General features: G+C 57.7%; 23 protein-coding genes and 1 tRNA gene. 4 read left to right on the top strand and 20 right to left on the bottom strand.

Translation table 11 applies throughout. The features are described from left to right. Positions 1 to 22: 22 nt before the first annotated feature. On the bottom strand, positions 23 to 472 hold the full coding sequence (locus ACSFE6_RS06095) for a YcgN family cysteine cluster protein (RefSeq protein WP_435426754.1): 450 nt from the start codon (positions 470 to 472) through the stop codon (positions 23 to 25). 280 nt (positions 473 to 752) lie between these two features. Here ACSFE6_RS06095 and ACSFE6_RS06090 point away from each other — a divergent pair, with 280 nt between their 5' ends. Continuing rightward, entirely contained in the window at positions 753 to 1346 is a 594-nt protein-coding gene (locus ACSFE6_RS06090; RefSeq protein ID WP_435426753.1) for a nitroreductase family protein, read from the top strand. A gap of 124 nt (positions 1347 to 1470) precedes the next feature. On the opposite strand, the gene ACSFE6_RS06085 is transcribed toward ACSFE6_RS06090, so the two are convergent. The 13 genes from ACSFE6_RS06085 to dapA all read right to left on the bottom strand — a co-directional run bounded on the left by ACSFE6_RS06085 (position 1471) and on the right by dapA (position 12429). Next, the gene (locus ACSFE6_RS06085; protein WP_435426752.1) at positions 1471 to 2403 is read right to left on the bottom strand and encodes a D-2-hydroxyacid dehydrogenase; all 933 of its coding nucleotides are present in this window, start codon (positions 2401 to 2403) and stop codon (positions 1471 to 1473) included. Positions 2404 to 2523: 120 nt separating this feature from the next. Continuing rightward, positions 2524 to 2817 carry a YcgL domain-containing protein gene (locus ACSFE6_RS06080; protein ID WP_435426751.1) on the bottom strand — a complete coding sequence of 98 codons (294 nt, stop codon included), beginning with the start codon at positions 2815 to 2817 and terminating at the stop codon, positions 2524 to 2526. Continuing rightward, positions 2814 to 3947: a ribonuclease D gene (rnd, locus tag ACSFE6_RS06075; protein ID WP_435426750.1), complete on the bottom strand. Its 1134-nt coding sequence runs from the start codon at positions 3945 to 3947 to the stop codon at positions 2814 to 2816. Before rnd ends, ACSFE6_RS06080 begins: the two co-directional genes overlap by 4 nt. A gap of 123 nt (positions 3948 to 4070) precedes the next feature. Beyond that, the gene (locus ACSFE6_RS06070) at positions 4071 to 4733 is read right to left on the bottom strand and encodes a class I SAM-dependent methyltransferase (RefSeq protein ID WP_435426749.1); all 663 of its coding nucleotides are present in this window, start codon (positions 4731 to 4733) and stop codon (positions 4071 to 4073) included. Positions 4734 to 4805: 72 nt separating this feature from the next. Next, a complete protein-coding gene (locus ACSFE6_RS06065) occupies positions 4806 to 6455 on the bottom strand; it encodes a phosphoethanolamine transferase (RefSeq protein WP_435426748.1) in 1650 nt (549 codons plus the stop codon). A 205-nt stretch (positions 6456 to 6660) separates the two neighbouring features. Continuing rightward, on the bottom strand, positions 6661 to 7026 hold the full coding sequence (locus ACSFE6_RS06060) for a 5-carboxymethyl-2-hydroxymuconate Delta-isomerase (RefSeq protein ID WP_435426747.1): 366 nt from the start codon (positions 7024 to 7026) through the stop codon (positions 6661 to 6663). Between the two features lie 57 nt (positions 7027 to 7083). Continuing rightward, positions 7084 to 8010 carry a LysR substrate-binding domain-containing protein gene (locus ACSFE6_RS06055; RefSeq protein WP_435426746.1) on the bottom strand — a complete coding sequence of 309 codons (927 nt, stop codon included), beginning with the start codon at positions 8008 to 8010 and terminating at the stop codon, positions 7084 to 7086. 230 nt (positions 8011 to 8240) lie between these two features. After that, on the bottom strand, positions 8241 to 8432 hold the full coding sequence (locus tag ACSFE6_RS06050) for a YegP family protein (RefSeq protein ID WP_435426762.1): 192 nt from the start codon (positions 8430 to 8432) through the stop codon (positions 8241 to 8243). Positions 8433 to 8739: 307 nt separating this feature from the next. Next, positions 8740 to 8829, bottom strand: a tRNA-Ser gene (locus ACSFE6_RS06045). A gap of 83 nt (positions 8830 to 8912) precedes the next feature. Further along, positions 8913 to 9626 carry a phosphoribosylaminoimidazolesuccinocarboxamide synthase gene (purC, locus tag ACSFE6_RS06040; RefSeq protein ID WP_435426745.1) on the bottom strand — a complete coding sequence of 238 codons (714 nt, stop codon included), beginning with the start codon at positions 9624 to 9626 and terminating at the stop codon, positions 8913 to 8915. Positions 9627 to 9654: 28 nt separating this feature from the next. Then, entirely contained in the window at positions 9655 to 10413 is a 759-nt protein-coding gene (locus ACSFE6_RS06035; RefSeq protein ID WP_435426744.1) for an MBL fold metallo-hydrolase, read from the bottom strand. Between the two features lie 4 nt (positions 10414 to 10417). After that, positions 10418 to 11533 (bottom strand): outer membrane protein assembly factor BamC, encoded by a 1116-nt coding sequence (bamC, locus tag ACSFE6_RS06030; RefSeq protein ID WP_435426743.1) that lies wholly within the window; start codon positions 11531 to 11533, stop codon positions 10418 to 10420. Positions 11534 to 11550: 17 nt separating this feature from the next. Beyond that, positions 11551 to 12429 carry a 4-hydroxy-tetrahydrodipicolinate synthase gene (gene dapA, locus ACSFE6_RS06025; protein ID WP_435426742.1) on the bottom strand — a complete coding sequence of 293 codons (879 nt, stop codon included), beginning with the start codon at positions 12427 to 12429 and terminating at the stop codon, positions 11551 to 11553. Between the two features lie 328 nt (positions 12430 to 12757). Here dapA and ACSFE6_RS06020 point away from each other — a divergent pair, with 328 nt between their 5' ends. Continuing rightward, positions 12758 to 13318, top strand: coding sequence for a glycine cleavage system protein R (locus tag ACSFE6_RS06020; protein ID WP_056856013.1), 561 nt, complete (start codon positions 12758 to 12760; stop codon positions 13316 to 13318). 10 nt (positions 13319 to 13328) lie between these two features. After that, positions 13329 to 13802, top strand: a complete 474-nt coding sequence (locus tag ACSFE6_RS06015; protein ID WP_435426741.1) for a peroxiredoxin — start codon at positions 13329 to 13331, stop codon at positions 13800 to 13802. Between the two features lie 138 nt (positions 13803 to 13940). Here the strand turns inward: ACSFE6_RS06015 and ACSFE6_RS06010 are convergent, their stop codons facing one another. Together ACSFE6_RS06010 and ACSFE6_RS06005 are read right to left on the bottom strand one after the other, a co-directional pair. Then, positions 13941 to 15011 carry an AI-2E family transporter gene (locus ACSFE6_RS06010; protein ID WP_435426740.1) on the bottom strand — a complete coding sequence of 357 codons (1071 nt, stop codon included), beginning with the start codon at positions 15009 to 15011 and terminating at the stop codon, positions 13941 to 13943. Positions 15012 to 15042: 31 nt separating this feature from the next. Continuing rightward, positions 15043 to 15282: a sulfurtransferase TusA family protein gene (locus tag ACSFE6_RS06005; RefSeq protein ID WP_433739182.1), complete on the bottom strand. Its 240-nt coding sequence runs from the start codon at positions 15280 to 15282 to the stop codon at positions 15043 to 15045. Positions 15283 to 15380: 98 nt separating this feature from the next. On the opposite strand from ACSFE6_RS06005, the gene ACSFE6_RS06000 reads away from it, so the two are divergent. Next, a complete protein-coding gene (locus ACSFE6_RS06000; RefSeq protein WP_435426739.1) occupies positions 15381 to 16814 on the top strand; it encodes a M48 family metalloprotease in 1434 nt (477 codons plus the stop codon). A 69-nt stretch (positions 16815 to 16883) separates the two neighbouring features. On the opposite strand, the gene ACSFE6_RS05995 is transcribed toward ACSFE6_RS06000, so the two are convergent. The 4 genes from ACSFE6_RS05995 to rpoE form a co-directional block, all read right to left on the bottom strand. Then, on the bottom strand, positions 16884 to 18311 hold the full coding sequence (locus ACSFE6_RS05995; protein ID WP_435426738.1) for a DegQ family serine endoprotease: 1428 nt from the start codon (positions 18309 to 18311) through the stop codon (positions 16884 to 16886). Between the two features lie 178 nt (positions 18312 to 18489). Further along, positions 18490 to 19452 (bottom strand): MucB/RseB C-terminal domain-containing protein, encoded by a 963-nt coding sequence (locus ACSFE6_RS05990; RefSeq protein WP_435426737.1) that lies wholly within the window; start codon positions 19450 to 19452, stop codon positions 18490 to 18492. An 8-nt stretch (positions 19453 to 19460) separates the two neighbouring features. Continuing rightward, entirely contained in the window at positions 19461 to 20048 is a 588-nt protein-coding gene (locus tag ACSFE6_RS05985; RefSeq protein ID WP_435426736.1) for a sigma-E factor negative regulatory protein, read from the bottom strand. Positions 20049 to 20079: 31 nt separating this feature from the next. Further along, positions 20080 to 20661, bottom strand: a complete 582-nt coding sequence (gene rpoE / locus ACSFE6_RS05980) for an RNA polymerase sigma factor RpoE (protein ID WP_003172477.1) — start codon at positions 20659 to 20661, stop codon at positions 20080 to 20082. Between the last annotated feature and the right edge of the window lie 123 nt (positions 20662 to 20784).

The following is a 20784-nucleotide window of genomic DNA, read 5'->3' as shown; positions in this document are numbered from 1 at the left end:
AAACCTGAACTCGCCTGGACGCTTAGCCCGCCCGAAAAATCAGATGGTCTTCCCAATCCTCTTCCGGCACGCTGCCTTCGGCAAGCATGCGTCCGGACTGGGAAATACGCTCGTGGTGCACCGCATCGCGATCACCGCACACCAGGTGATGCCACAGTGGCAAGTCCTTGCCCTCGCTGACCAGACGATATCCGCAGGTCGGCGGCAGCCATTTGAATTCGTCGGCCTTGCCCGGCGTGAGCTGGATACAGTCCGGTACCGACTCGCGACGGTTCGGGTAATCGCTGCACTGGCAGGTTTTCAGGTCCAGCAGCTTGCAGGCGATACGGGTGTAATAGACGCTGTTGTCGTCTTCGTCCTCAAGCTTTTGCAGGCAGCACAAACCACAACCGTCGCACAGCGATTCCCATTCCTCTTGATCGAGTTGATCGAGGGTTTTGCGTATCCAGAACGGTTCGACTTTGGCGGCCATGGCTCAAGCATCAATATCAGGTGGTGAAAAGGCCGCCAGTCTAGTGCCAGCGGACCTGTGGGCCAAGCACTGGCGACTACCGGTAGATCGGGGCTTGTCAGTTTTTGCATCGCCAAGTAGCTTTGCCAGTCGCAAGGAGCCACACCAGCGTGCCATTAACGCTCGACCGCGTTGCATTGCGGTGAATCGCCACGGCTCTCGACAAACCTTATCGCTCAGCTCAACTGCGCCAGCAGGTTTCAGACATCCCTCACTTTCAAACGTAGCAAGGAATCTCTTGATGAGTGCAAACCCACGCGTTGCCGAATACGCCATTCACCCTCAGTTCACCGATCGCTGGTCGCCTCGCGCCTTCACCGGTGAAGCCATTCCCGAAGAAACCCTGCTGAGCTTCTTCGAAGCCGCGCGCTGGGCACCGTCGGCGTATAACTCGCAGCCCTGGCGCTTTCTCTACGCACGTCGCGACACGCCGAACTGGGAGCGTTACCTGGGCCTGCTGAACGAATTCAACCGCAGTTGGGCGCAACATGCTTCGGCCCTGGTGATCGTGATCTCGAAAACCACCTTCACAGCGCCTGGCGCCAGCGAAGAAACCCCGGCCCTGTGGCACACCTTTGACACCGGTTCGGCCTGGGGTCACCTGGCACTGCAAGCGACTATCAGCGGCTGGCACACTCACGGCATGGCCGGGTTCGATCAAGAACTGACCCGCAAGGAGCTGAACATTCCCGAGGGCTACGCCCTGCACGCCGCCGTGGCGATCGGCAAACTGGGGGACAAGGCAACCCTGGCTGAGTACCTGCAAGCCCGTGAAGAGCCAAGTCCGCGTCGTCCGTTGAGCGAACTCACTGCTGAAGGTGACTTCGCCCTCTAAATCACAGTACAAAACCAATGTGGGTGCGAGCCTGCTCGCGAAGACAGGGTATCAGTCTCTGTATTTATTGACTCATACACCGCTTTCGCGAGCAGGCTCGCTCCCACAAATGATGTGGGTGGATTCAATACCCGCGATTGAAATCCACTTCCCCGCGCAACGCCTCTCCCGCCTGATACGCCCGCAGGTTCTCGACAAACAGTTTCACCATCAGCGAAGGCGAAGTCGGCGCCGAACTGTGGCCGGTCAGAAGCAGTCCCCAGGCGGTCCAGAAAGGATGACGCTGCGGTAATGGCTCCTGACGGCAGACGTCAATCACCGCCCCCGCCAGATGCCCCTCTTTCAAGGCTTCCACCAGATCCGCATCGACCACCGCCACACCGCGCCCTACGTTGATGAACAACCCGGTTGGCTTGAACTGCCTGAACAGCGGTGCATTGTAGATATCGTGAGTGTTCGGGGTATTTGGCAGCAGATTGACTACATAATCCACCTGACCGACCAAACGCGGCAAGTCGGCCAGCGAACCGACTTCGACAAACGGCGCCTGCTCGCGGGACTCACTGGCGATGCCATACAGCTCGACACCGAAAGGTACGAGGAACTGCGCCACCGTCTGTCCGATGTCACCGGTGCCGACGATCAGCACCTTGCGGCCCGCCAGGCTCTGGCCATGGCGACTGTCCCATTTGCGCTCGACCTGGCTTACCAGCCGCGCCAGCACTTCACGTTCATGCCCGAGCATGTAGGTGAGTACATACTCGGCCATGACCTGACCGAAAATCCCCACCGCGCGGGTCAAGCGATAGTGACGCGGAAGGCCATCGGCCAGCAGTGGCGTGATGCCCGCCCAGGTCGATTGCAGCCAGAGTGGCTTGTGGCCCTGCCGAAGCAGGGTCGCCAGCAGGTCGGGCTGACCGAGCCAGACCGGACAATCGGCCGCCTGACGGGCCAGTTCCGCAGAGTCACCGCTGGTCAGCACTTCCAGCTCTGGCGCAGCCTCGCGCAGCAGTTGGGCGTACACAGGGTGGTCGTGTTCAGCAATCAGGACGCGCATGCTTCAACCTTTCAAAAAACGCTGCAGACGGCCGTCGACGCAAGACTGCTGCATCGGTGCGGCCACCGCCAAAATCATTCCAGTGTTTTCACGACAGCCCTGAACAGGGCCTGTCTGGCATCAAACCGGGTCGTTGCGTCGCAGCAACTCTTCCGGCAAGTGCTCGATGTACTCTTCTTCGGCCGGCGGCATTTGCAGGTGGTAACCCTGTTTGTCGAGGTTTTCCAGCACGACGGTGATGTCTTCACGCGAGAGCTTGCGCTCGGGGGTCAGCACCAGGTCGAAAGCGTGGATGGCTTTGCCGAAGGCGGCCAGCAGAGGCTCAGGTACACGCTCCAGTGCGTCGCTTTTGAGCACATAGAGGTACATCTCGTTTTTCTTCGAACTGCGGTAGATGGAGCAAATACGCTTCAAGGCTGTTCTCCGGCGGTGGCCAGGCTGTCGAGCAGCGCCTGGCCCATCAATTCGCGGCGCCAGCCACGCAACGAATCAGGCAATTGATAAGGACCATTGGGGAAGCCGCTTTTGAGCAGCGCTTCCAGGGTTTTCTTGCGCAGCATCAGTTCTGGCGCGATGTTCAGGCGCTCGGCCTCGGACTGACCGATGGCTTTCATCTGTTTGAGCAGCGCTGCAGCATCCACCGGCAGCGGCTCAGGGACAGCAGGTGGCCATTGATCTGGCGACACACTACCCGAGCGCTTGATCAGATCTAGCAGAAACTCACCGTCCTGACGCACGGTACGCGGATGCATGTCTTCGATTTTCGCCAGCGCACCGAGGTTGTCCGGTTGCGTGCGCGCCAGTGGCCACAGCGAGTGCTCGCGAATGATCCGGTTGCGCGGCAGATCACGGGCACGGGCCTGTGTTTCACGCCAGGCGCAGAGTTCACGCAATACCGCGAGCTGGGCGCGAGACAGCTTCCAGGCGAGCTTGGCGTCGCGATAAACCTCGTACGGGTCTGTCTCGCGACGCAGATTGGCCACCAGCTCGGCGCCGTCTTCCAGCACCCAGGCATATTTGTCAGCGCAAAGCTTTGGACGAAGCGCTACGAAAACCTCCGCCAGGTGCACGGCATCTTCGGCGGCATAGCTGATCTGAGTGTCGGAAAGCGGACGTTGAAGCCAGTCGGAGCGGGTTTCGCCTTTGGGCAAATCGATACCGAGCACTTCCTGCACGAGCCGTGAATAGCCCATGGAAAAACCCAGATTCAGGTACGCGGCGGCCAGTTGTGTATCGAACAACGGCGCAGGCAGGCTGCCGGTCAGGCGCAGCAGGACTTCCAGGTCTTCGCTGCAGGCATGGAGCACCTTGACCACCGCCGGGTTTTCCAGCAACACGGCAAGGGGTTGCCAGTTGTCGATGGTCAGGGGGTCAATCAGGTAGGCGCGCGAGCCATCGCCCACCTGTAGCAGGCCGGCAATCGGATAGAAGGTGTCGACCCGCATGAATTCGGTGTCGAGGGCAACGTAGGGCAGCTGCTGCCACTCGGCGCAAAACCGGGCGAGGCTATCGTTGTCGCGAATCCAGTGAATATCGATGGCCACACGGCTCTCCCTTGAAGAATGGCGCGCAGTATATATCGCTACCGACGATTTCCGCGCATCCACTGAACAAGAGCTTTAGCGAAAATACCTGCTTAACAAAAAGAATAGTCTGACAAAACCGAGCTAACCGACCTTACGCAGCACGTAAACCCGCATTGGCGCGCAGCCAGGCAAAAACTCCTGGTGACTGATCAGTTGAAAGCCGGCCCGCTTGAACTCGGTTTCCACTTCACACTTGCTCGCCAGTGGTCGGGTTGCGAGCCCCTCCACCTCTGTTCGCCGTGCTTTGAAACGCCGTCCGGCCCGTACCGCCACAATCACCGTATCGCGACTGACCCGGTGGAATTCGCCGAGCAATGCCAAACGATGATCGGGATTGGCTATATGTTGAAACAGTTGCATGCAAAAAATGCAATCAACCGCATTTTCCGGAAGACCAATGTTGAAGGCTGAACCTTGAAAGGTTCTGACCCGTTTCAACAAGTTCTGAGGGTGGTGGGTTCGGGCATGGTCGAGCATGCTCTGGGATGGATCGGACGCCAGAATCACCCGGTTCCCGTACTCGGCCAGCATCGGCCAGAAACGCCCGACACCGCAGGCCACATCAAGGATCAGCCCCGGCTCACCAGCGACCTTGAGTGCATGACGTACCAGTTGCTCCTCACGCCAGAGCGCCAAACGCCCCGCCAGACTCTGAGTGGGCGGTTGTAAACAGACACGCGCATGATCCTGGTCGTAGCGCCGGGCGAACTCAAGCTCAATGGCGGATGGGGACTGGCCAGACATGCTCAATAGCTCTTGGGGTTTGCTTGACAGGCCGCAGATCAGCAACCGTTGCATGACACAAAGTACATCGCCTCATTCCTTGGCCAGCACACCGTCGATCACCGCGCCACGGCACCCGGAAAACATATCCAGATCCTGGTTGTAGACCTTGCTGTTGACCTCCAGCAAACCCAGCATCGAATGGAACAGGTTGTCCTGGCTCAGGGGTTTTTCACGACTCAGTTGCAGGCAATGGGTATCCACCGAAAACGACTTTTGATAGCTGTCGGAGAACCAGGCCAGCATCGCCACATGCTTTTGTTGCTCTGGCGCCAGCATGTAAGGCGTGCCATGCAGGAACAGGTTGTACTCGCCCAAGGATTCACCGTGATCCGACAGGTACAACATTGCGGTATCGACCTTGTCTTGATTGCTGCGCAACAGATCGATCAGGGTCGACAGCACATGGTCGGTATAGACCAGTGTGTTGTCGTAACCGTTAACGATACTTTCGCGACTGCAATTGTTCAGTGCGTTACTTTCACAGACGGGCGTGAAACGTTCGTACTCTTTCGGGTATCGCTTGAAGTACTCAGGGCCGTGACTGCCCATTTGGTGCAACACCAGGACGGTGTCCTTATCCAAGTTATCGATAAATTGCTGCAGGCCTTGCAGCAGGATTTCATCGCGGCATTCACTATTGGCGCACAACACCGGATCTTTCAAGTTACTGACATCGTCGAGTGTCACCCGGTCGCAAGTGCCTTTGCACCCGGACTGGTTGTCGCGCCAGATAACATCAAGACCTGCGCGCTTGAGCACGTCCAACAGGCCTTCTTCATTCTTTGCCTTGCTGGCGTTGTAATCCTTGCGACCCATGTTGGAAAACATGCAGGGCACCGATACGGCGGTCTCCGTACCACAGGAATGCACATCGGTGAACGCAATCAGACCTGCTTCTTTATCGAGTTTCGGCGTGGTGTCGCGGTCGTAGCCGAGGATACCGAAGTTCTCGGCCCGGGCACTTTCACCCACCACCAGCACGGTCAGTGATTTGCGGCCGTGATTTTGCCAGGCTGGGTTTCTCTGGGCATCCTCACCGACTTTGACAAAGGGTTGTCGGGCAGAGGCGACCTGTTCACGCAAGTAACCGAGGGAAGCACCGATGTAGTTACTTGGCACTACCATCAGGCGTAATTCATGGTGATTACGAAACAGCGAAGAAAGCCCTTGGTAATTAACCAGCGCCACACCACCAATGACCGCAGCCGACGCCACGCTCACCATAACTTTACTAAGTAATTCGCGATGCCAGCGACGATAGTTGATCGGAGTTTTCCAGAGCAACCACGAGGGCAATACACCCAACAACAGAATATAAATAAACAACTTTATCGAAAGTAATCCGCGCACTTCTGTGACATTGGTTTCAGCAAAATTGCGCAACATGCCGGCATCGATCATGACACCGTATTGACTCATGAAGTACGCCACGCCTGCACTGATCATGAACAGCAGCGTCAGGACCGGCTTCATCAGGGGACGGAACGCCAACAACGTAAGCACAATGTTGAAGGCCGCGAGGATCATCGCCCCGAACGCCAAGCGCATGACGATGCCTTTGCCATCTGCCGCGGTGATTTCAAACAGGTGTTGCCACAACACTAAATTGAAGGCAGTCAATAGAAAGGCGCTGGCAATCAGTGTCACCCACTCCGGGCGCACGGCTTTAATCTTCAACATGATGATCGGCTGTTCCTGAAAAGAAGTGCCCTCGGCAAATGTGAAAATTTCATTTACCGTGGCAACACTAACTTTAGGCAGCCGACCATCAATTTTTTGTGAAAAAGAAGCCAACGATTAGTTGGCCCGTAAAATTCTAATGAAACATTCAGCTTATTTGAGAATGGTTCAGCTCGGGTTCAGAACAATCAAGCATGTCTCGCCCCTACACGCCGATGGCAGTCTTGGTGTACGACTCGCGATCGATGTCGAGGAGCTCTACACACAGCTGGACCTCAACGCCTGCCGGCCACTCGCAGAGGTCCTTCACCACCGCCAGCAGACTTTCGGACAGCTGCCGCTTGATCTGCGGCGAACGCCCACTCAACAGCGCCAGCTTCACATGCACGAACGCCCGCTCTGCCATTGCAGTGCCGACCTTGAATGTCTCAACCTTCACCGCGCGACTCTTGATGTCGAACTCGGCACCGAATTGACCAGACCCTACTAACGTGTTGTTGAGCCGCATCAACGCCACATCGGCATTCAAATCAGGCAAGTTAGCGGTATATTCCAAGTGCAGGTGAGGCATGGCATTACTCCCGTAAGTTGGTAAAAAGTTCGTGCATATAACAAATCGCTGCCCTGTTCATTGGGACAGTGAGGGCAGATTGCGCTCCCCCATGAACGCCTCAAGTCGTGAACGCAACCAACGTTCGGCGGGATCGCTGTCAACATGGCTGAGCCAGACCATTGATAGTTCAAGTGTCGGGGTCTTGAAGGGAAACGGCTCCTTATACAACTGGCCCGACGCCGCCATCGCCTCCGCAGTGTAATCCGGCAGGCTAGCGATCAGATCAGTCCCGGCCAGCAACGCCGGTAACGAGCTGTACTGCGGCACCGAAAGCACCACCTGCCGCGAACGACCGATCTGTGCCAGCCACTCATCGGCGAACCCGCTGACATTGGCGATATGGGACACCAGCACATGGGGCCGCGAACAATACTCGTCGATGGTCAGCGGTGTATCGCTGGCATCGGCACGCAGCACACTGGGATAGATGTGTCGTAACAATTTGCGCTTGGCATTGGCCGGCAGACCTCGGCTCTGGGAAATACCTACCGTTATATCGCCGGACGCCAATAGATCGGAAATCCGCCAGTGATCGACATTCTGCACCACGAACACCACTTTCGGTGCTTCCTGGCGGAGCGCGTGCAACAACGGCGGCAACAACCCGTACTCGACATCGTCGGACATGCCGATGCGGAAGGTCATGGTGCTGCTGCTCGGGTCAAAGTCATGGGTCAGGCTCAACGCCACCGACAAGGAATCCAGCGCTGGCGACAGGTGCCGAAAGATCTCCTCGGCCCGCGCCGTAGGCTCCATGCGATGACCGACGCGAATGAACAACGGATCGTTGAACATCGTACGCAAGCGGTTGAGCGCCGAACTGATGGTGGGCTGCCCAAGAAACAGCTTATTCGCCACCTTGGTGACATTGCGCTCAAGCATCAGCGTTTCAAACACCACCATCAGGTTGATGTCGGCCTTGCGTAGTTCGTTGCGATTCATCCATTGCCCCCGCGCGCCCATTAACTGTCGACAGTTTAGGGAGGTGTCGCAATCGGCGTCTATGCGACTGAAGGCACGCCTCAAGCATTTTGCGTTTAATGCAAAAGCGATCACAGGACGCCTCCATAAGGACGGCTACAACATGATCAAAAGAAAGTTGAGGCACGCACAACCCCAAGTCGCCCGGTGGGAATGAAGCCACCCTTAAGAGCAGCTTCACCGCTTGAGATCTAAATTTCCTTGATGGGCGTCTGATCGCAAGTCCCTTTGATCAAATTGATCGCATGCACGCAATCAGACCTGTTGACGTAAGCCTCGCCACTGGCAATCGTTTCATGATTCCCCGCCCGTAAACGCCAACGCCACTGGCCTCTACCGGTCAGGAGGGTGCCACGGGTTTGCCTGTAGATTTCAAAATACATCGGTCGCTCCTTGCGATGGCTGATGATGGCAGGCCACTGGCCCGCGACAGCCAGAGTAGAGGAGGATTTTTTGAGTTGGAGAAAATGAGTGTCAGGGGATTTTTCGTCGGAAAAGGCTTGAATCAAAGGGCAATCAATCGATACAGAAAGCGGCGATTCGAACGACCGGGACAAGTACCTTACCCTCAAAGTCGGCATATTTTTCCTACACGGGCGACCGCTTGATTCGACGCTCACTCCCCGTGCAAAAGCCGTGCAAACAAAAAAGCCCCGCAGCTTATTCAGCTACGGGGCTTTTTCTATGTAATGGCGGAGAGATAGGGATTCGAACCCTAGGTACCCGCGAAGGTACAACGGATTTCGAATCCGTCCCATTCGGCCACTCTGGCATCTCTCCAACGGCGCGCATCATAACAGCACATTCGCCGGAAGCGAACCCCTTTCGCGAAATATTTCTGTGCTATCAGATGCTTGCGTCGATTAAAGCGGCACACCCAGACGATTGGCCACTTCTTCGTAGGCTTCGATGACGTCACCGAGGCCCTGGCGGAAGCGGTCTTTGTCCATCTTCTTCTTGGTGTCCTTGTCCCAGAGGCGGCAGCCGTCCGGACTGAACTCGTCACCCAGAACGATGGAGCCGTCGCTGAACACGCCAAACTCCAGCTTGAAGTCGACCAGCAGCAAGCCTGCATCGTCAAACAGCTTGGTCAGCACTTCGTTGACCTTGAGCGACAGTTCTTTCATGCGTGCCAATTGCTCGGCAGTGCCCCATCCGAACGCCACGACGTGGGATTCGTTGATGAACGGGTCGCCCTTGGCGTCGTCCTTCAGGAACAGCTCGAAGGTGTAAGGGTTGAGCTTCATGCCCTCTTCAACACCCAGACGCTTGACCAGGCTACCGGCGGCGTAGTTACGCACGACGCACTCGACCGGGATCATGTCCAGTTTCTTGACCAGGCACTCGTTGTCGCCCAGCAGCTTGTCGAATTGGGTCGGCACGCCGGCTGCTTCGAGTTTCTGCATGATGAAGGCGTTGAACTTGTTGTTCACCATGCCTTTGCGGTCGAGCTGCTCGATACGCTTGCCGTCGAACGCCGAAGTGTCGTTGCGAAACAGCAGGATCAAGCGGTCAGCGTCATCGGTCTTGTAAACCGACTTGGCTTTGCCGCGGTAGAGTTCTTCACGTTTTTCCATGATGGGCTCCGCTTGCTAAGTAGATGGGCTAGGCGATGTATCGCCAGTCGAGCCCTGAATCTTGATCGGCCAGTTGCAGCCAGTCCGGGTCGCACCCAAGGGTGTCGACAAAACATTGCCGGGCCAGCTGCGGCAGGTTGTTCTTGCTGCTCAGATGGGCCAGGACCAGGTGTTGCAGGCCTTGCCAGCCCAACTCGGCCACCAGGAATGCCGCCTGATGGTTGTTCAAATGTCCCAGTTCGCCGCCCACCCGCTGCTTGAGAAAGTACGGGTAGTGACCGCGAGCCAGCATGTCACGGCAATGGTTGGCCTCGATCATCAATGCATCGAGATCCCGATAGCCCTCCAGTACCTTGTTGCAATACGACCCCAGGTCGGTCAACAAGCCAAAGCGCCGCTCACCGTCACTGAACACATATTGCGTCGGCTCCTGAGCATCGTGGGCCACGGCAATGACGCCAACGCTCAAGTCGCCGATCTGCAGTTGCTCACCGCCCGCCAGAAAACCTGCGGGTTCGATGGGTTTGCGCATGCCACGCAGGGTTCCGCGACTGAGGTAGACAGGCAGATTGTAGCGCCGAGACAGCAAACCCACGCCATGCACGTGGTCGGCATGTTCGTGGGTTACGAGTATCGCGCTCAACTGCGCTGGGTTGACACCCAGGCGCAGCAGGCGTTTTTCGGTTTCCCGCAGGGAGAAACCACAATCCACCAGCACATACGTATCAGCGCTGGCTATCAGCGTGCCGTTCCCTTGGCTACCGCTGCCGAGAACGGCAAAACGCATGTGATCAGCCCAGATTGTCCTGAATCACGGTCAACACCTTACGCGCCACATCAGCTGGCGCCACGGTATTGATGTTTTTCTCTACGGTAACCTGGACGCTCTCGCCAACCTTGCTCAGGCGGACCTGATAACGCTCGGCGCGGGCTTCAACTTCTTCCTTGTCCGGCTTGCTGCCAAACAGGCTGCTGAAGAAACCTGGCTTGTCGTCCTTCTTCTCGGCCTTTTCGGCCAGGTTGATGTAGTACAGGCCCAGGCTGCGGTTGATGTCTTCCACGCGCCATTCGCCCTGCTCCAATGCACGGCCGACGCTCGACCAGGCACGATCCAGGTCGGAGCCAACGTTCAGGACAGGGTTACCGCTGCCGTCCACGCTCAGGCTGACACGGCTTGGAGTGTCAAAATCACGCGAGGCCAGCATGGAGACCGAGCCGCCCTTCTCCGAGATACGGCTCATGCTCGCGAGCATGTCATCAACCAGCGCTGCATCCAGGCCAGTATTGACCGAGCGGTTGGTAAAGGCGACGTCGGCTGTGCTGCCCGCAGGACGCTCGGCACTGACCACGTAGACTTCACTGGTATTGCGCTGCACGCCAGGCTCGATACGTACCCGCACGCGAGTCTCACTGTCAGTGCTGACGCCCGCCGCGCTCAGGCGCTTGGCCATGGCCGCCGACAGTTCATCGGAGTGCTGCCAGGTCGTGGTGAACTCGCCGGTTTGCGGGCGCTGTTCATCCAGTCGGAAACCGTTGTCCTGGAAGAATTGCACGGCCACGGGCCAGACCTCAGCCGGAGGGTTCTGCGCCAGGATCGAACGCGAATCGCCGCTCTTCTGCAGGGAGTAGGCGCTGGCGTCGGCAGCCGCCGACAACGGCTGCGGCCGAGGAACGACGTATTCGCCCTTGACGGTGTCATCGGCCACATTGCGCGGGATCGGCAGCAGCGGGTCCAGACGCTTGGCGGTCTGGACATCCGGTGGCAGTTGCATCGGTGCAGTCTGTTGCGCTTCCAGGTAATCGCTACCACGGTCACGGAAATAACCTTCCGGGCCCCAGATCCATCCGCAGCCACTGGTGCTGGAGATAATCAAGGCAAGTGCGGAAAGTCCGGCCATTCGCTTCATGCGTTGTACTTCCTCAATTAAACCAGGACGCCGGACTGGCGCATGGCCGAGCGCAGCGTTTCATGACAAGGGGTGCTCAGCCAGGTCAGCGGCAAGCGAATGCCTTCGTGCATCAGGCCCATTTCGACCAAAGCCCACTTCACCGGAATCGGGTTGGCTTCGATGAACAGGTCCTTGTGCAGCGGCATCAGTTTTTCGTTGATGGCCCGTGCGGTCTCGGCGTCGCCCTTGAGCGCGGCCTCGCACAGGTCGGCCATTTCGCGCGGGGCGACGTTGGCGGTCACGGAGATGTTGCCTTTGCCGCCCAGCAGGATCAGCTCGACCGCGGTCGGATCATCGCCGGACAACACGATGAAATCCTTGCTCACACCATCAAGGATGGCCTTGGCGCGCTTCAGGTCGCCCGTGGCTTCCTTGATGCCGATGATGTTCGGCACGGTGGACAAACGGATTACCGTCTCGGCCTGCATGTCGCAGGAGGTGCGGCCGGGCACGTTGTAGAGAATCTGTGGGATGTCGACCGCTTCGGCAATGTGCTTGAAGTGCTGGTACAAGCCTTCCTGGGTCGGCTTGTTGTAGTACGGAACCACCAGCAGGCAAGCATCGGCGCCGGCTTCCTTGGCGTTGCGGGTCAGCTCGACGGCTTCGCGGGTCGAGTTGGCGCCGGTACCGGCAATCACCGGAATGCGACCTGCAACCTGTTTGACCACGGCTTTGATGACGGCAATGTGTTCTTCTACATCAAGCGTTGCCGACTCGCCGGTGGTACCGACCGCGACAATGGCATGGGTGCCGTTCTTGAGGTGGAAGTCCACGAGTTTGCTGAGGCTGTCCCAGTCAAGACGCCCTTGTGCATCCATGGGTGTGACCAGTGCCACCATACTGCCCGCAATCATGAAACCGCTCCTGCCGGAAAAAGAGAGCGGTAATGGTACTGGCGCCAAGATGCTTGTACAAGCGAAGTACTGCGCTGCCGCCATTCCCCTTGGCGCCGCTTTTCGCTACCCTTCAGACTTTGATCGGTACAGACAGGCTCGTACATCGGGTTTCAGCCTTCATTTTCGACTTCACAAGCCCCATTCCAGCGTTGCCACCACCCGCTCCTGCCATACTGGAGCACGTTGCAACCTGCGCCTGGCGCCTGGCGAGTTCGCATCCGCAGGTTCGCCCCCGGGTAAACAAGCCGACAGAAGTACCGACCGCTCATCGCTTTAGGAATGCTGCATGTCCACCCCCACAGTTCGCGAACAATTCCTTGTCATCAGTGCCCTCGGCGCCAACCCCATGGAGCTGACTAACGTCCTGTGCCGCGCCAGCCATGAAAACCGCTGCGCCGTGGTGACTTCGCGCCTCACCCGTCATGGCGAGTGCAGCGCACTGGTCCTCGAAGTCTCCGGCAGCTGGGACGCCCTGGCTCGCCTGGAAGGCAGCCTGCCCGTACTGGCCAAGCGGCACGCCTTCACCGTCAACGTGGTGCGCAGCGCCGCCCTGGAGAACCGTCCCCAGGCGTTGCCGTATGTTGCCTATGTCAGCTCGGCCTATCGCTCGGACATCATCAACGAGCTGTGCCAGTTCTTCATGGACCACAACGTCGAGCTGGAAAACCTGACGTGCGACACTTATCAGGCGCCGCAAACCGGCGGCACCATGCTCAACGCCACGTTTACCGTGACCCTGCCTGCCGGCGTTCAAATCAGCTGGTTGCGCGATCAGTTCCTGGATTTCGCCGATGCGCTGAACCTGGATGCCCTGATCGAGCCGTGGCGCCCACAAAACCCAATGTAAGGAAGCTTTCATGGCCGTTGCCATCGACCAACCGGTTGCCGACTTCGAAGCCCCCGCCACCAGCGGGCAAACCGTCAACCTGGCGGCACTCAAGGGCAAACAGGTAGTGATTTACTTCTATCCGAAGGACAGCACGCCGGGCTGCACGACTCAGGGCCAGGGCTTTCGCGACCAGCTTGAAGCCTTTAAAGCGGCCAATACCGAAGTGTTCGGCGTATCACGGGACAGCCTGAAGTCCCACGAAAACTTCAAAGCCAAGCAAGCCTTCACTTTCGAGCTGATCAGCGACAAGGAAGAAGCACTTTGCCAGCTGTTCGACGTGATCAAGCTGAAGAAGCTTTACGGCAAGGAATACATGGGCGTGGATCGCAGCACATTCCTGATCGACAAGAACGGTGTGCTACGTCAGGAATGGCGTGGCGTGAAAGTGCCGGGGCATGTTGATGCGGTTCTGTCGGCTGCTCAAGCGCTGAACAAAGCCTGATTTTATCGACACCTGCTCTGGCGCTTCCCCGAGCAGGCTCGGTCCCACATTGGTTTTATATTCATTACAAATCCCCTGTGGGAGCGAGCCCGCTCGCGAAGAGGCTATCAGCCTCACACACCAAATCCAGACCAAGAATTACAGCAACGGCGCCACCACCGGCTCCTTGCGCGGCCACGCGTCCAGCACGGCTTTGAACAGGGTTGCCAGGGGAATCGCAAAGAACACCCCCCAAAAACCCCACAAGCCGCCGAACAACAGTACTGCACAGATAATCGCCACGGGGTGCAAATTGACCGCTTCCGAGAACAGCAACGGCACCAGCACGTTGCCGTCCAGGGTCTGGATGATTCCGTAAACCGCCATCAGGTAGATGAACTGATCACTCCAGCCCCACTGGAACAGCGCGATCAGCAGGACCGGCACGGTCACCACCACGGCGCCGACATATGGCACCACTACCGACACACCGACCAGCAACGCCAACAGCGCCGCGTAGTTGAGTTCCAGGACGACGAAAGCGATGTAGGTCACCCCACCGCAAATGAAAATCTCGATGACCTTGCCACGAATGTAATTGGCGATCTGCCGGTTCATTTCATGGGCCACACGAGTGATCAGCGCTCGCTCGCGAGGCAGGTACCCACGCACCCACTGGCCGATCATCGCCCGATCCTTCAAGAAGAAGAACACCAGAATCGGTACCAACACCAGATAGATCATGATGTTGACCAACAGCGGCAGGCTCGACAGCGAGAACGTCAGCGCCCATTGCCCGAACTTGCCGATCTCGCCCCGCGCCACCTCAATGGCCTGCAGCACCTGCTCGTCGGACACCAGATGTGGATAACGTTCAGGCAGGAGTAATAGCAGCGATTGCCACTTGGCGAGCATGCCAGGCAATTCGTTGAACAACGTGATGAGCTGATGCCAGAGCAACGGCACCACGACCACGATGAACACCAACAACACGCCCATGAACAGCGCAAAAACCAATCCCACCGCAGCCCCGCCAGGCACCCGCAGTCGCTCGAGGGTGAGCACCAGCCCCTGCATCAGGTACGCCAACACCATCCCGGCCAGCACTGGCGCCAGCATGCCACCCAGCGTCAGCACAGCGGTGAACGCCAGGAACAGCAAAACAGCCAGAACCACGGCTTCTTCATCGGAGAAGTAGCGCTGAATCCAGTCGCGTAACACTTTGAACATCAATAATCCTTAAGAACAAACGCCGCAGGTTTCAGGCTTTTTTCAACCAATAGCGGTAAACACCCGCTTCATCTTCTTCACGAAGCAGCGTATGACCGGCCAATCGGGCAAAGGTGCGAAAGTCGCGCTGCGAACCCGCGTCAGTGGCGACCACTTTGAGTATCGCGCCACTGGCCATCCGGTTGAGCTCCATCTTGGCCTTGAGTAACGGCAATGGACAATTCAAGCCACTGGCGTCCAGTTCAACGTCATGGGCTACAGCGTCGGTCATTGCATCACTCCGGTTCAGGTGGTTGAGTTGCCTAGAATATCTGGTCGCAAGGCTGGTGTCCGGCTACAGTAAGGTCTTTGTCGACTAAGGCTCTGTGCATGACTTTTTTGCGCCCTACCCTGCTGACGCTCGCTTGCTTGCTCGCCTCACCGGGCTTCGCTGACGACTTGCCGTCACTCGGCGACGCCAGTTCTGCCATTGTCTCACCGCAGCAGGAATACCAGTTGGGCCGTGCATGGCTGGCACTGTTGCGCAGCCAGGTGTCGCAACTCAACGATCCGCAGCTCAAGGACTATGTCGAATCCAGCGTTTACCGACTGGTGGAGACCAGCCAGGTCAATGACCGGCGCCTGGAGTTCATCCTGATCAACAGCCCGCAACTCAACGCCTTTGCAGCGCCTGGTGGAATTGTCGGGGTCAACGGCGGCTTGTTCCTCAACGCCCAGACCGAAGGAGAGTATGCCTCGGTACTGGCTCACGAATTGGCTCACTTGTCGCAACGCCACTTCGCCCGCGGCGTCGAAGCCCAGCAGCGCATGCAAGTACCGATGATGGCTGCATTGCTGGCCGGGATCGTGATTGCCGCGGCGGGTGCCGGCGATGCCGGGATCGCTGCCATTGCGGGTACGCAGGCGGCGGCGATTCAGGAACAGCGACGGTTCTCGCGCCAGAACGAACAGGAAGCCGACCGTATCGGCATCCTCAACCTGGAAAAGGCCGGTTACGACCCGCGCTCCATGCCCACCATGTTCGAACGCCTGGGGCGCCAATACCGCTTCGACGCCAAGCCACCGGAATTCCTGCTGACTCACCCGGTGACCGAATCACGGATTGCCGACACCCGCAACCGCGCCGAACAGGCTCCACAGGGTGGCATTGAGGACTCGCTGCGTTATCAATTGATTCGCGCACGGGTGCAACTGATCTATGAGGAAACCCCTGGACTGGGCGCCAAGCGCTTCCGGGCACAACTGGATGAAAACCCGAAGAGCGATGTCGCTCGCTATGGCCTGGCGATCGCCCAGATCAAGGGTGGCCAACTGAACGAAGCACGGGAAAACCTCAAGCTGCTACTGGCCAAATCGCCAAACGAGATTATTTACAACCTTGCGCAAATCGATCTGGACATCACCAACAATCGCCTGGCAGATGCGCAGTCCCGGGTAGACCGGATGCTGACTCAGTACCCCGGCAACTATCCGCTTAACCAGGTGCGCGTCGACCTGCTGCTGAAACAGAACCGTGCCGCCGATGCCGAAAAAGCGCTCGAAGGCCTGCTCAAATCGCGCCCGGATGATCCGGATGTGTGGTACCAGGTGGCCGAGACGCGTGGTCTGTCGGGCAACATTATTGGCTTGCATCAGGCGCGCGCAGAGTACTTCGCCTTGGTCGGCGACTATCGCCAGGCCATCCAACAACTGGATTTCGCCAAGCGAAAGGCTGGCAGCAACTTCCCGCTGTCGTCGCGAATCGATGCCCGCCAGCGAGAACTGATGGAGCAGGAACGCATGATCAAGGACATGATGGGCTGACGGCTTCAGATTTCAGGCACAAAAAAACCGCCTCTTGTGAGGCGGTTTTTCATTCAACGAATAACCTGGTTACTCAGCCAGTTTGAACGTGATGAAGCTGGCACGGCCCTGGCGCAGAACCCGCATCGACACCGAACGGTTCTTCGGCAGCGCCTTGGCAATATCAGTGAATTGCTTGGTGGACTCAATGGCTTGATTGTTCAGGTGAGTAATGATGTCACCCGGTTGCAAGCCGATCATCGCCGCAGGCCCGTCCTGAACCTCCTTGATCACCACCCCACCTTTGAGGTCGTAGGTTTTTTTCTGCTCGGCGGTCAACTCAACGACCGAAACGCCGAGACGATTGCTGCTGCTCTCGATGCTTGATTTCGGCAGCGCATCCAGCTCTTCGTCTTCGTCGGGAATGGCACCAACCGTCAACTCGACGTTTTTGCGTTTACCTTCACGAATCACTTCAAGATTCGCCTTGGAGCCAGCCTTCAGTTTGCCGACCAGGTGTGGTAGATCAGCGGACATCACAATCGCTTGACCATTCATGCTCAGGATCACGTCGCCAACTTGCAGACCACCCTTGGCTGCCGGACCGTCATCCTGGATCTGGGCAACCAGCGCACCGGCCGGTTTATCCAGGCCGAACGACTCCGCGAGATCCTTGTTCACTTCCTGGATGACCACACCCAGCCAACCGCGGCTGACTTTGCCACCGCTTTTCAGCTGATTGGAAACATCCATGGCCACGTCGATAGGAATCGCGAACGACACGCCCATGAAGCCGCCGGAGCGGGTGTAAATCTGCGAGTTGATCCCGACCACCTCGCCGTTCAGATTGAACAGCGGGCCACCGGAGTTACCCGGGTTGATCGGCACGTCGGTCTGGATGAACGGTACATAGTTTTCGTTCGGCAGGCTGCGACCGACAGCGCTGACGATGCCTTGGGTCACCGTATGGTCAAAGCCGAATGGCGAACCAATTGCCACGACCCATTGGCCAGCCTTGAGGTCCTGGGATTTGCCGAGCTTCAGGACCGGCAGATCCTTGCCTTCGATTTTCAGCAACGCCACGTCAGAACGTGGATCGGTACCGACCAGCTTGGCCTTCATTTCGCTACGGTCGGCGAGACGCACGAGAATTTCGTCCGCATCGGCGATCACGTGGTTATTGGTCAAGATGTAGCCGTCAGACGAGATGATGAAACCCGACCCCAGGGATTGAGCTTCACGCTGACGATCACCGCGAGGCGTGCGCGGTTGTGGCGGCATCCCGCGCTCGAAAAACTCGCGCAGCATCGGCGGCAAGCCTTCTAGATCAGGCATCTGCTGGTTCACTTTGCGATCTGGCAGTTTCTGTGTGGTACTGATATTCACCACCGCGGGCGAAGCCTGCTCGACCAGTTGCGTGAAGTCAGGCAACTCGGCGGCTTGTGCGGAGACCGCCTGCCCGAGCACCAGCACAGTGGCAATAATGGAGAGATAGGACTTTAAACGTGGTATCGACATACGGCTCCCGTTACGACGAGCATGGTTAAGCGATATGGATCAAGGAACACCGGGAAAGATACGCCGGTATTTTTGTTCCGGGAACAAAAAACAAGGCCAGAGCCGAGGGGCTCTGACCTATAAAAAATTCCGGGGGTATTTGCAAATTGAAATGCTCACGAAACATTTCGATCTCAGCTCACTGCTTGGCAGCGGCAGCGGCATCAGTTCGCATGGATAACGCAATCCGTTCAGCGGTGCCTGCCGGAATTTCGCCGACCACGGTCACCATCATCTCGCCTTGTGGTGTCGTCAGGCGTCGGGAAACAGCAACGGTCGGCCCCAGCTGAGTGCGGGTGTCGGTGAATGTCGCACCATTCAACTGCTCCAGGAACACCGAAAAACGCGCCAGGCCGTCGTCATACAACAAGCTGCTGACCTGGGTTTTTGTCTCAGGATCCTTGCGAGCGGTACTGCTGGTGAGTTCAAAACCGGGTGGTAGCCAGTCCGAATGCCAGCCTTGTGCCGTTTTGACAGCCGAGGCTTTGTCACTTTCCTGGTTGACTGCTTTGCAATCAGCGCCAGGCTGCAATTCACTGTCGGAAGGTATATCCGCGGTATTGAGCTGCGTGAACTGGAACCTCTCCAGCAATCGCCCCTTGTCATCGAGCAGCAATGATTTGAGCGGCAGGCCGGTTTCTTTGTCCAGGTGCAGTTCAAACCCGTAGCGGTGCTGATCGCGAGGCGTCAGCGATACAATTACAGCTGAACGACCGGCCACACGCGACTTGCCAATGACGGCAAGGTCGTACCAATTCTTCAGTTTTTGGGGATCGAATGTGCGAGCTGCAGAGCTTGGAGAGTCTCCCAGACCTGCGATCAGAGTGCCGCTGACGCATTGAGTATGCCCATCAATGCGCACGACTTCCTGTGCCGAACCATCGAGCTGGAGCAGACGCTCGCGGACCTTGCCATCCTGGACGCGGTGCCAGATGTTGTGGGTAGAAAAACTACCGTTACGCTCGTAGACAAAAGTACCGCGAAAGCTTTGCTGCTGCTCGGCCTGACCAAGACGGGTCAACCAGTCCTGAGCTTCATCGGCGTGGGCTGGAACAACAATCCAGCCACCAAGCAGAAGCGTAAGTAGAGGGATGGCGCGCATGGTCCTCCTTAACGGTTTTCCAGGCTTGCTGCACGAGCGTAAGGCAGAGCGCTCTCAGAACCTTTCAGTGCAGCCTGTTGAGCATGTTGGCGCAAGTAGCCTGGCAGACGCTGATCCTGCCAGCCTGGCTGACCTTGCAGTACGCCGCTGGCCATGGGACCGGTGGCTTCCGAACTCTCATTGTAGCCTGCCAAAACAGCCGGACCCTTGATTTGAGGAGCGGCCAGATTCTGCTGGCTGGTTTGCTGCGCCAATTCGACACCGGCGATTTCGTCCTGGTTGTACAGACGAACACCCGCCAGCACAGCAACGGTAACCGAAGCAGCGACAGCCAAGCGACCCAAGCTACGCCATGGACCACGGGTGGCTTTTGCCGGCACGGCTTCGTCAGCCAGGGCTGCAGAGACGGCTGCCGCGATATCCAGACGTGGAAGCAGCAGATCCTTGTGCATCGCTGCCCGAGCGATCTGATAACGAGCCCAGGTTTCACGGGTTTCAACATCGTCGCAGGCACTGAGCACCCGACGCAATTCCAATTCGTCCGCTTCGTTATCCATCACTGCGGACAGCGATTCCTGCAGGGCTTCACGACTCATGGCGTTCCTCTCTTGGCTGTCGCCGCTGTCTTTAGTTTTCCTGCAACAACGGCTGCAGGGCTTTATCGATGGCCTCCCGGGCGCGGAAGATCCGGGAGCGCACGGTGCCCACCGGACATTGCATGACGCTCGCAATGTCCTCGTAACTCAGACCATCGAATTCACGTAAAGTTAACGCCGTACGCAAATCTTCCGGTAGTTGCTGAATGGTTCGATGGACGGTGCCTTCGATCTCATCCCGCAGCAAAGCTCGTTCTGGCGACTCGAGATCCTTGAGGCCATGATCGCCGTCGTAGAACTCTGCATCCTCGGAACTGACATCGCTATCCGGCGGCCGACGGCCGCGTGAAACCAGATAGTTTTTCGCCGTGTTGATGGCGATGCGGTAAAGCCACGTGTAAAACGCGCTGTCTCCGCGAAAATTTCCAAGCGCGCGGTACGCCTTGATAAAGGCTTCCTGCGCCACATCCTGGGCTTCATGGGTGTCGTGCACGAAACGCACGATCAACCCGAGAATTTTGTGCTGGTATTTCAGCACTAGCAGATCGAAAGCACGCTTGTCGCCGCGCTGAACGCGTTCGACCAGCTGCTGATCCTCTTCCTGGGTTAGCATGAACACTCCTCGATAAGCTCGGAGGAGGCTTGCATAACTAAACGACCGGGCTTGCAATCATAGACTCGGGCTTTTCGCAAAAGTTCTCCCCCTCCAGGCAAGTTTCCTGCGGGCTCTGATTCG

The sequence above is a fragment of the Pseudomonas baetica genome (assembly GCF_051216495.1).
In the GTDB taxonomy this organism is placed as follows: Bacteria; Pseudomonadota; Gammaproteobacteria; order Pseudomonadales; family Pseudomonadaceae; genus Aquipseudomonas; species Aquipseudomonas baetica_B.
The sequence above is the reverse complement of the archived record's forward strand: the minus strand, read 5'-3'. Positions and strand labels throughout refer to the sequence as shown.

What these genes read in the sequence shown, in the direction of transcription:
- ACSFE6_RS06055 (WP_435426746.1), bottom strand. Translation starts at nt 8,010, where the DNA reads ATGAATCGCAACGAACTACGCAAGGCCGACATCAACCTGATGGTGGTG.
- ACSFE6_RS05990 (WP_435426737.1), bottom strand. Translation starts at nt 19,452, where the DNA reads ATGCGCGCCATCCCTCTACTTACGCTTCTGCTTGGTGGCTGGATTGTT.
- ACSFE6_RS06050 (WP_435426762.1), bottom strand. Translation starts at nt 8,432, where the DNA reads ATGTATTTTGAAATCTACAGGCAAACCCGTGGCACCCTCCTGACCGGT.
- ACSFE6_RS06000 (WP_435426739.1), top strand. Translation starts at nt 15,381, where the DNA reads ATGACTTTTTTGCGCCCTACCCTGCTGACGCTCGCTTGCTTGCTCGCC.
- ACSFE6_RS06060 (WP_435426747.1), bottom strand. Translation starts at nt 7,026, where the DNA reads ATGCCTCACCTGCACTTGGAATATACCGCTAACTTGCCTGATTTGAAT.
- ACSFE6_RS06020 (WP_056856013.1), top strand. Translation starts at nt 12,758, where the DNA reads ATGTCCACCCCCACAGTTCGCGAACAATTCCTTGTCATCAGTGCCCTC.
- ACSFE6_RS06085 (WP_435426752.1), bottom strand. Translation starts at nt 2,403, where the DNA reads ATGCGCGTCCTGATTGCTGAACACGACCACCCTGTGTACGCCCAACTG.
- ACSFE6_RS06070 (WP_435426749.1), bottom strand. Translation starts at nt 4,733, where the DNA reads ATGTCTGGCCAGTCCCCATCCGCCATTGAGCTTGAGTTCGCCCGGCGC.
- ACSFE6_RS05995 (WP_435426738.1), bottom strand. Translation starts at nt 18,311, where the DNA reads ATGTCGATACCACGTTTAAAGTCCTATCTCTCCATTATTGCCACTGTG.
- rpoE (WP_003172477.1), bottom strand. Translation starts at nt 20,661, where the DNA reads ATGCTAACCCAGGAAGAGGATCAGCAGCTGGTCGAACGCGTTCAGCGC.
- ACSFE6_RS06095 (WP_435426754.1), bottom strand. Translation starts at nt 472, where the DNA reads ATGGCCGCCAAAGTCGAACCGTTCTGGATACGCAAAACCCTCGATCAA.
- ACSFE6_RS05985 (WP_435426736.1), bottom strand. Translation starts at nt 20,048, where the DNA reads ATGAGTCGTGAAGCCCTGCAGGAATCGCTGTCCGCAGTGATGGATAAC.
- ACSFE6_RS06090 (WP_435426753.1), top strand. Translation starts at nt 753, where the DNA reads ATGAGTGCAAACCCACGCGTTGCCGAATACGCCATTCACCCTCAGTTC.
- ACSFE6_RS06035 (WP_435426744.1), bottom strand. Translation starts at nt 10,413, where the DNA reads ATGCGTTTTGCCGTTCTCGGCAGCGGTAGCCAAGGGAACGGCACGCTG.
- ACSFE6_RS06065 (WP_435426748.1), bottom strand. Translation starts at nt 6,455, where the DNA reads ATGTTGAAGATTAAAGCCGTGCGCCCGGAGTGGGTGACACTGATTGCC.
- purC (WP_435426745.1), bottom strand. Translation starts at nt 9,626, where the DNA reads ATGGAAAAACGTGAAGAACTCTACCGCGGCAAAGCCAAGTCGGTTTAC.
- ACSFE6_RS06005 (WP_433739182.1), bottom strand. Translation starts at nt 15,282, where the DNA reads ATGACCGACGCTGTAGCCCATGACGTTGAACTGGACGCCAGTGGCTTG.
- ACSFE6_RS06010 (WP_435426740.1), bottom strand. Translation starts at nt 15,011, where the DNA reads ATGTTCAAAGTGTTACGCGACTGGATTCAGCGCTACTTCTCCGATGAA.
- ACSFE6_RS06015 (WP_435426741.1), top strand. Translation starts at nt 13,329, where the DNA reads ATGGCCGTTGCCATCGACCAACCGGTTGCCGACTTCGAAGCCCCCGCC.
- dapA (WP_435426742.1), bottom strand. Translation starts at nt 12,429, where the DNA reads ATGATTGCGGGCAGTATGGTGGCACTGGTCACACCCATGGATGCACAA.
- bamC (WP_435426743.1), bottom strand. Translation starts at nt 11,533, where the DNA reads ATGAAGCGAATGGCCGGACTTTCCGCACTTGCCTTGATTATCTCCAGC.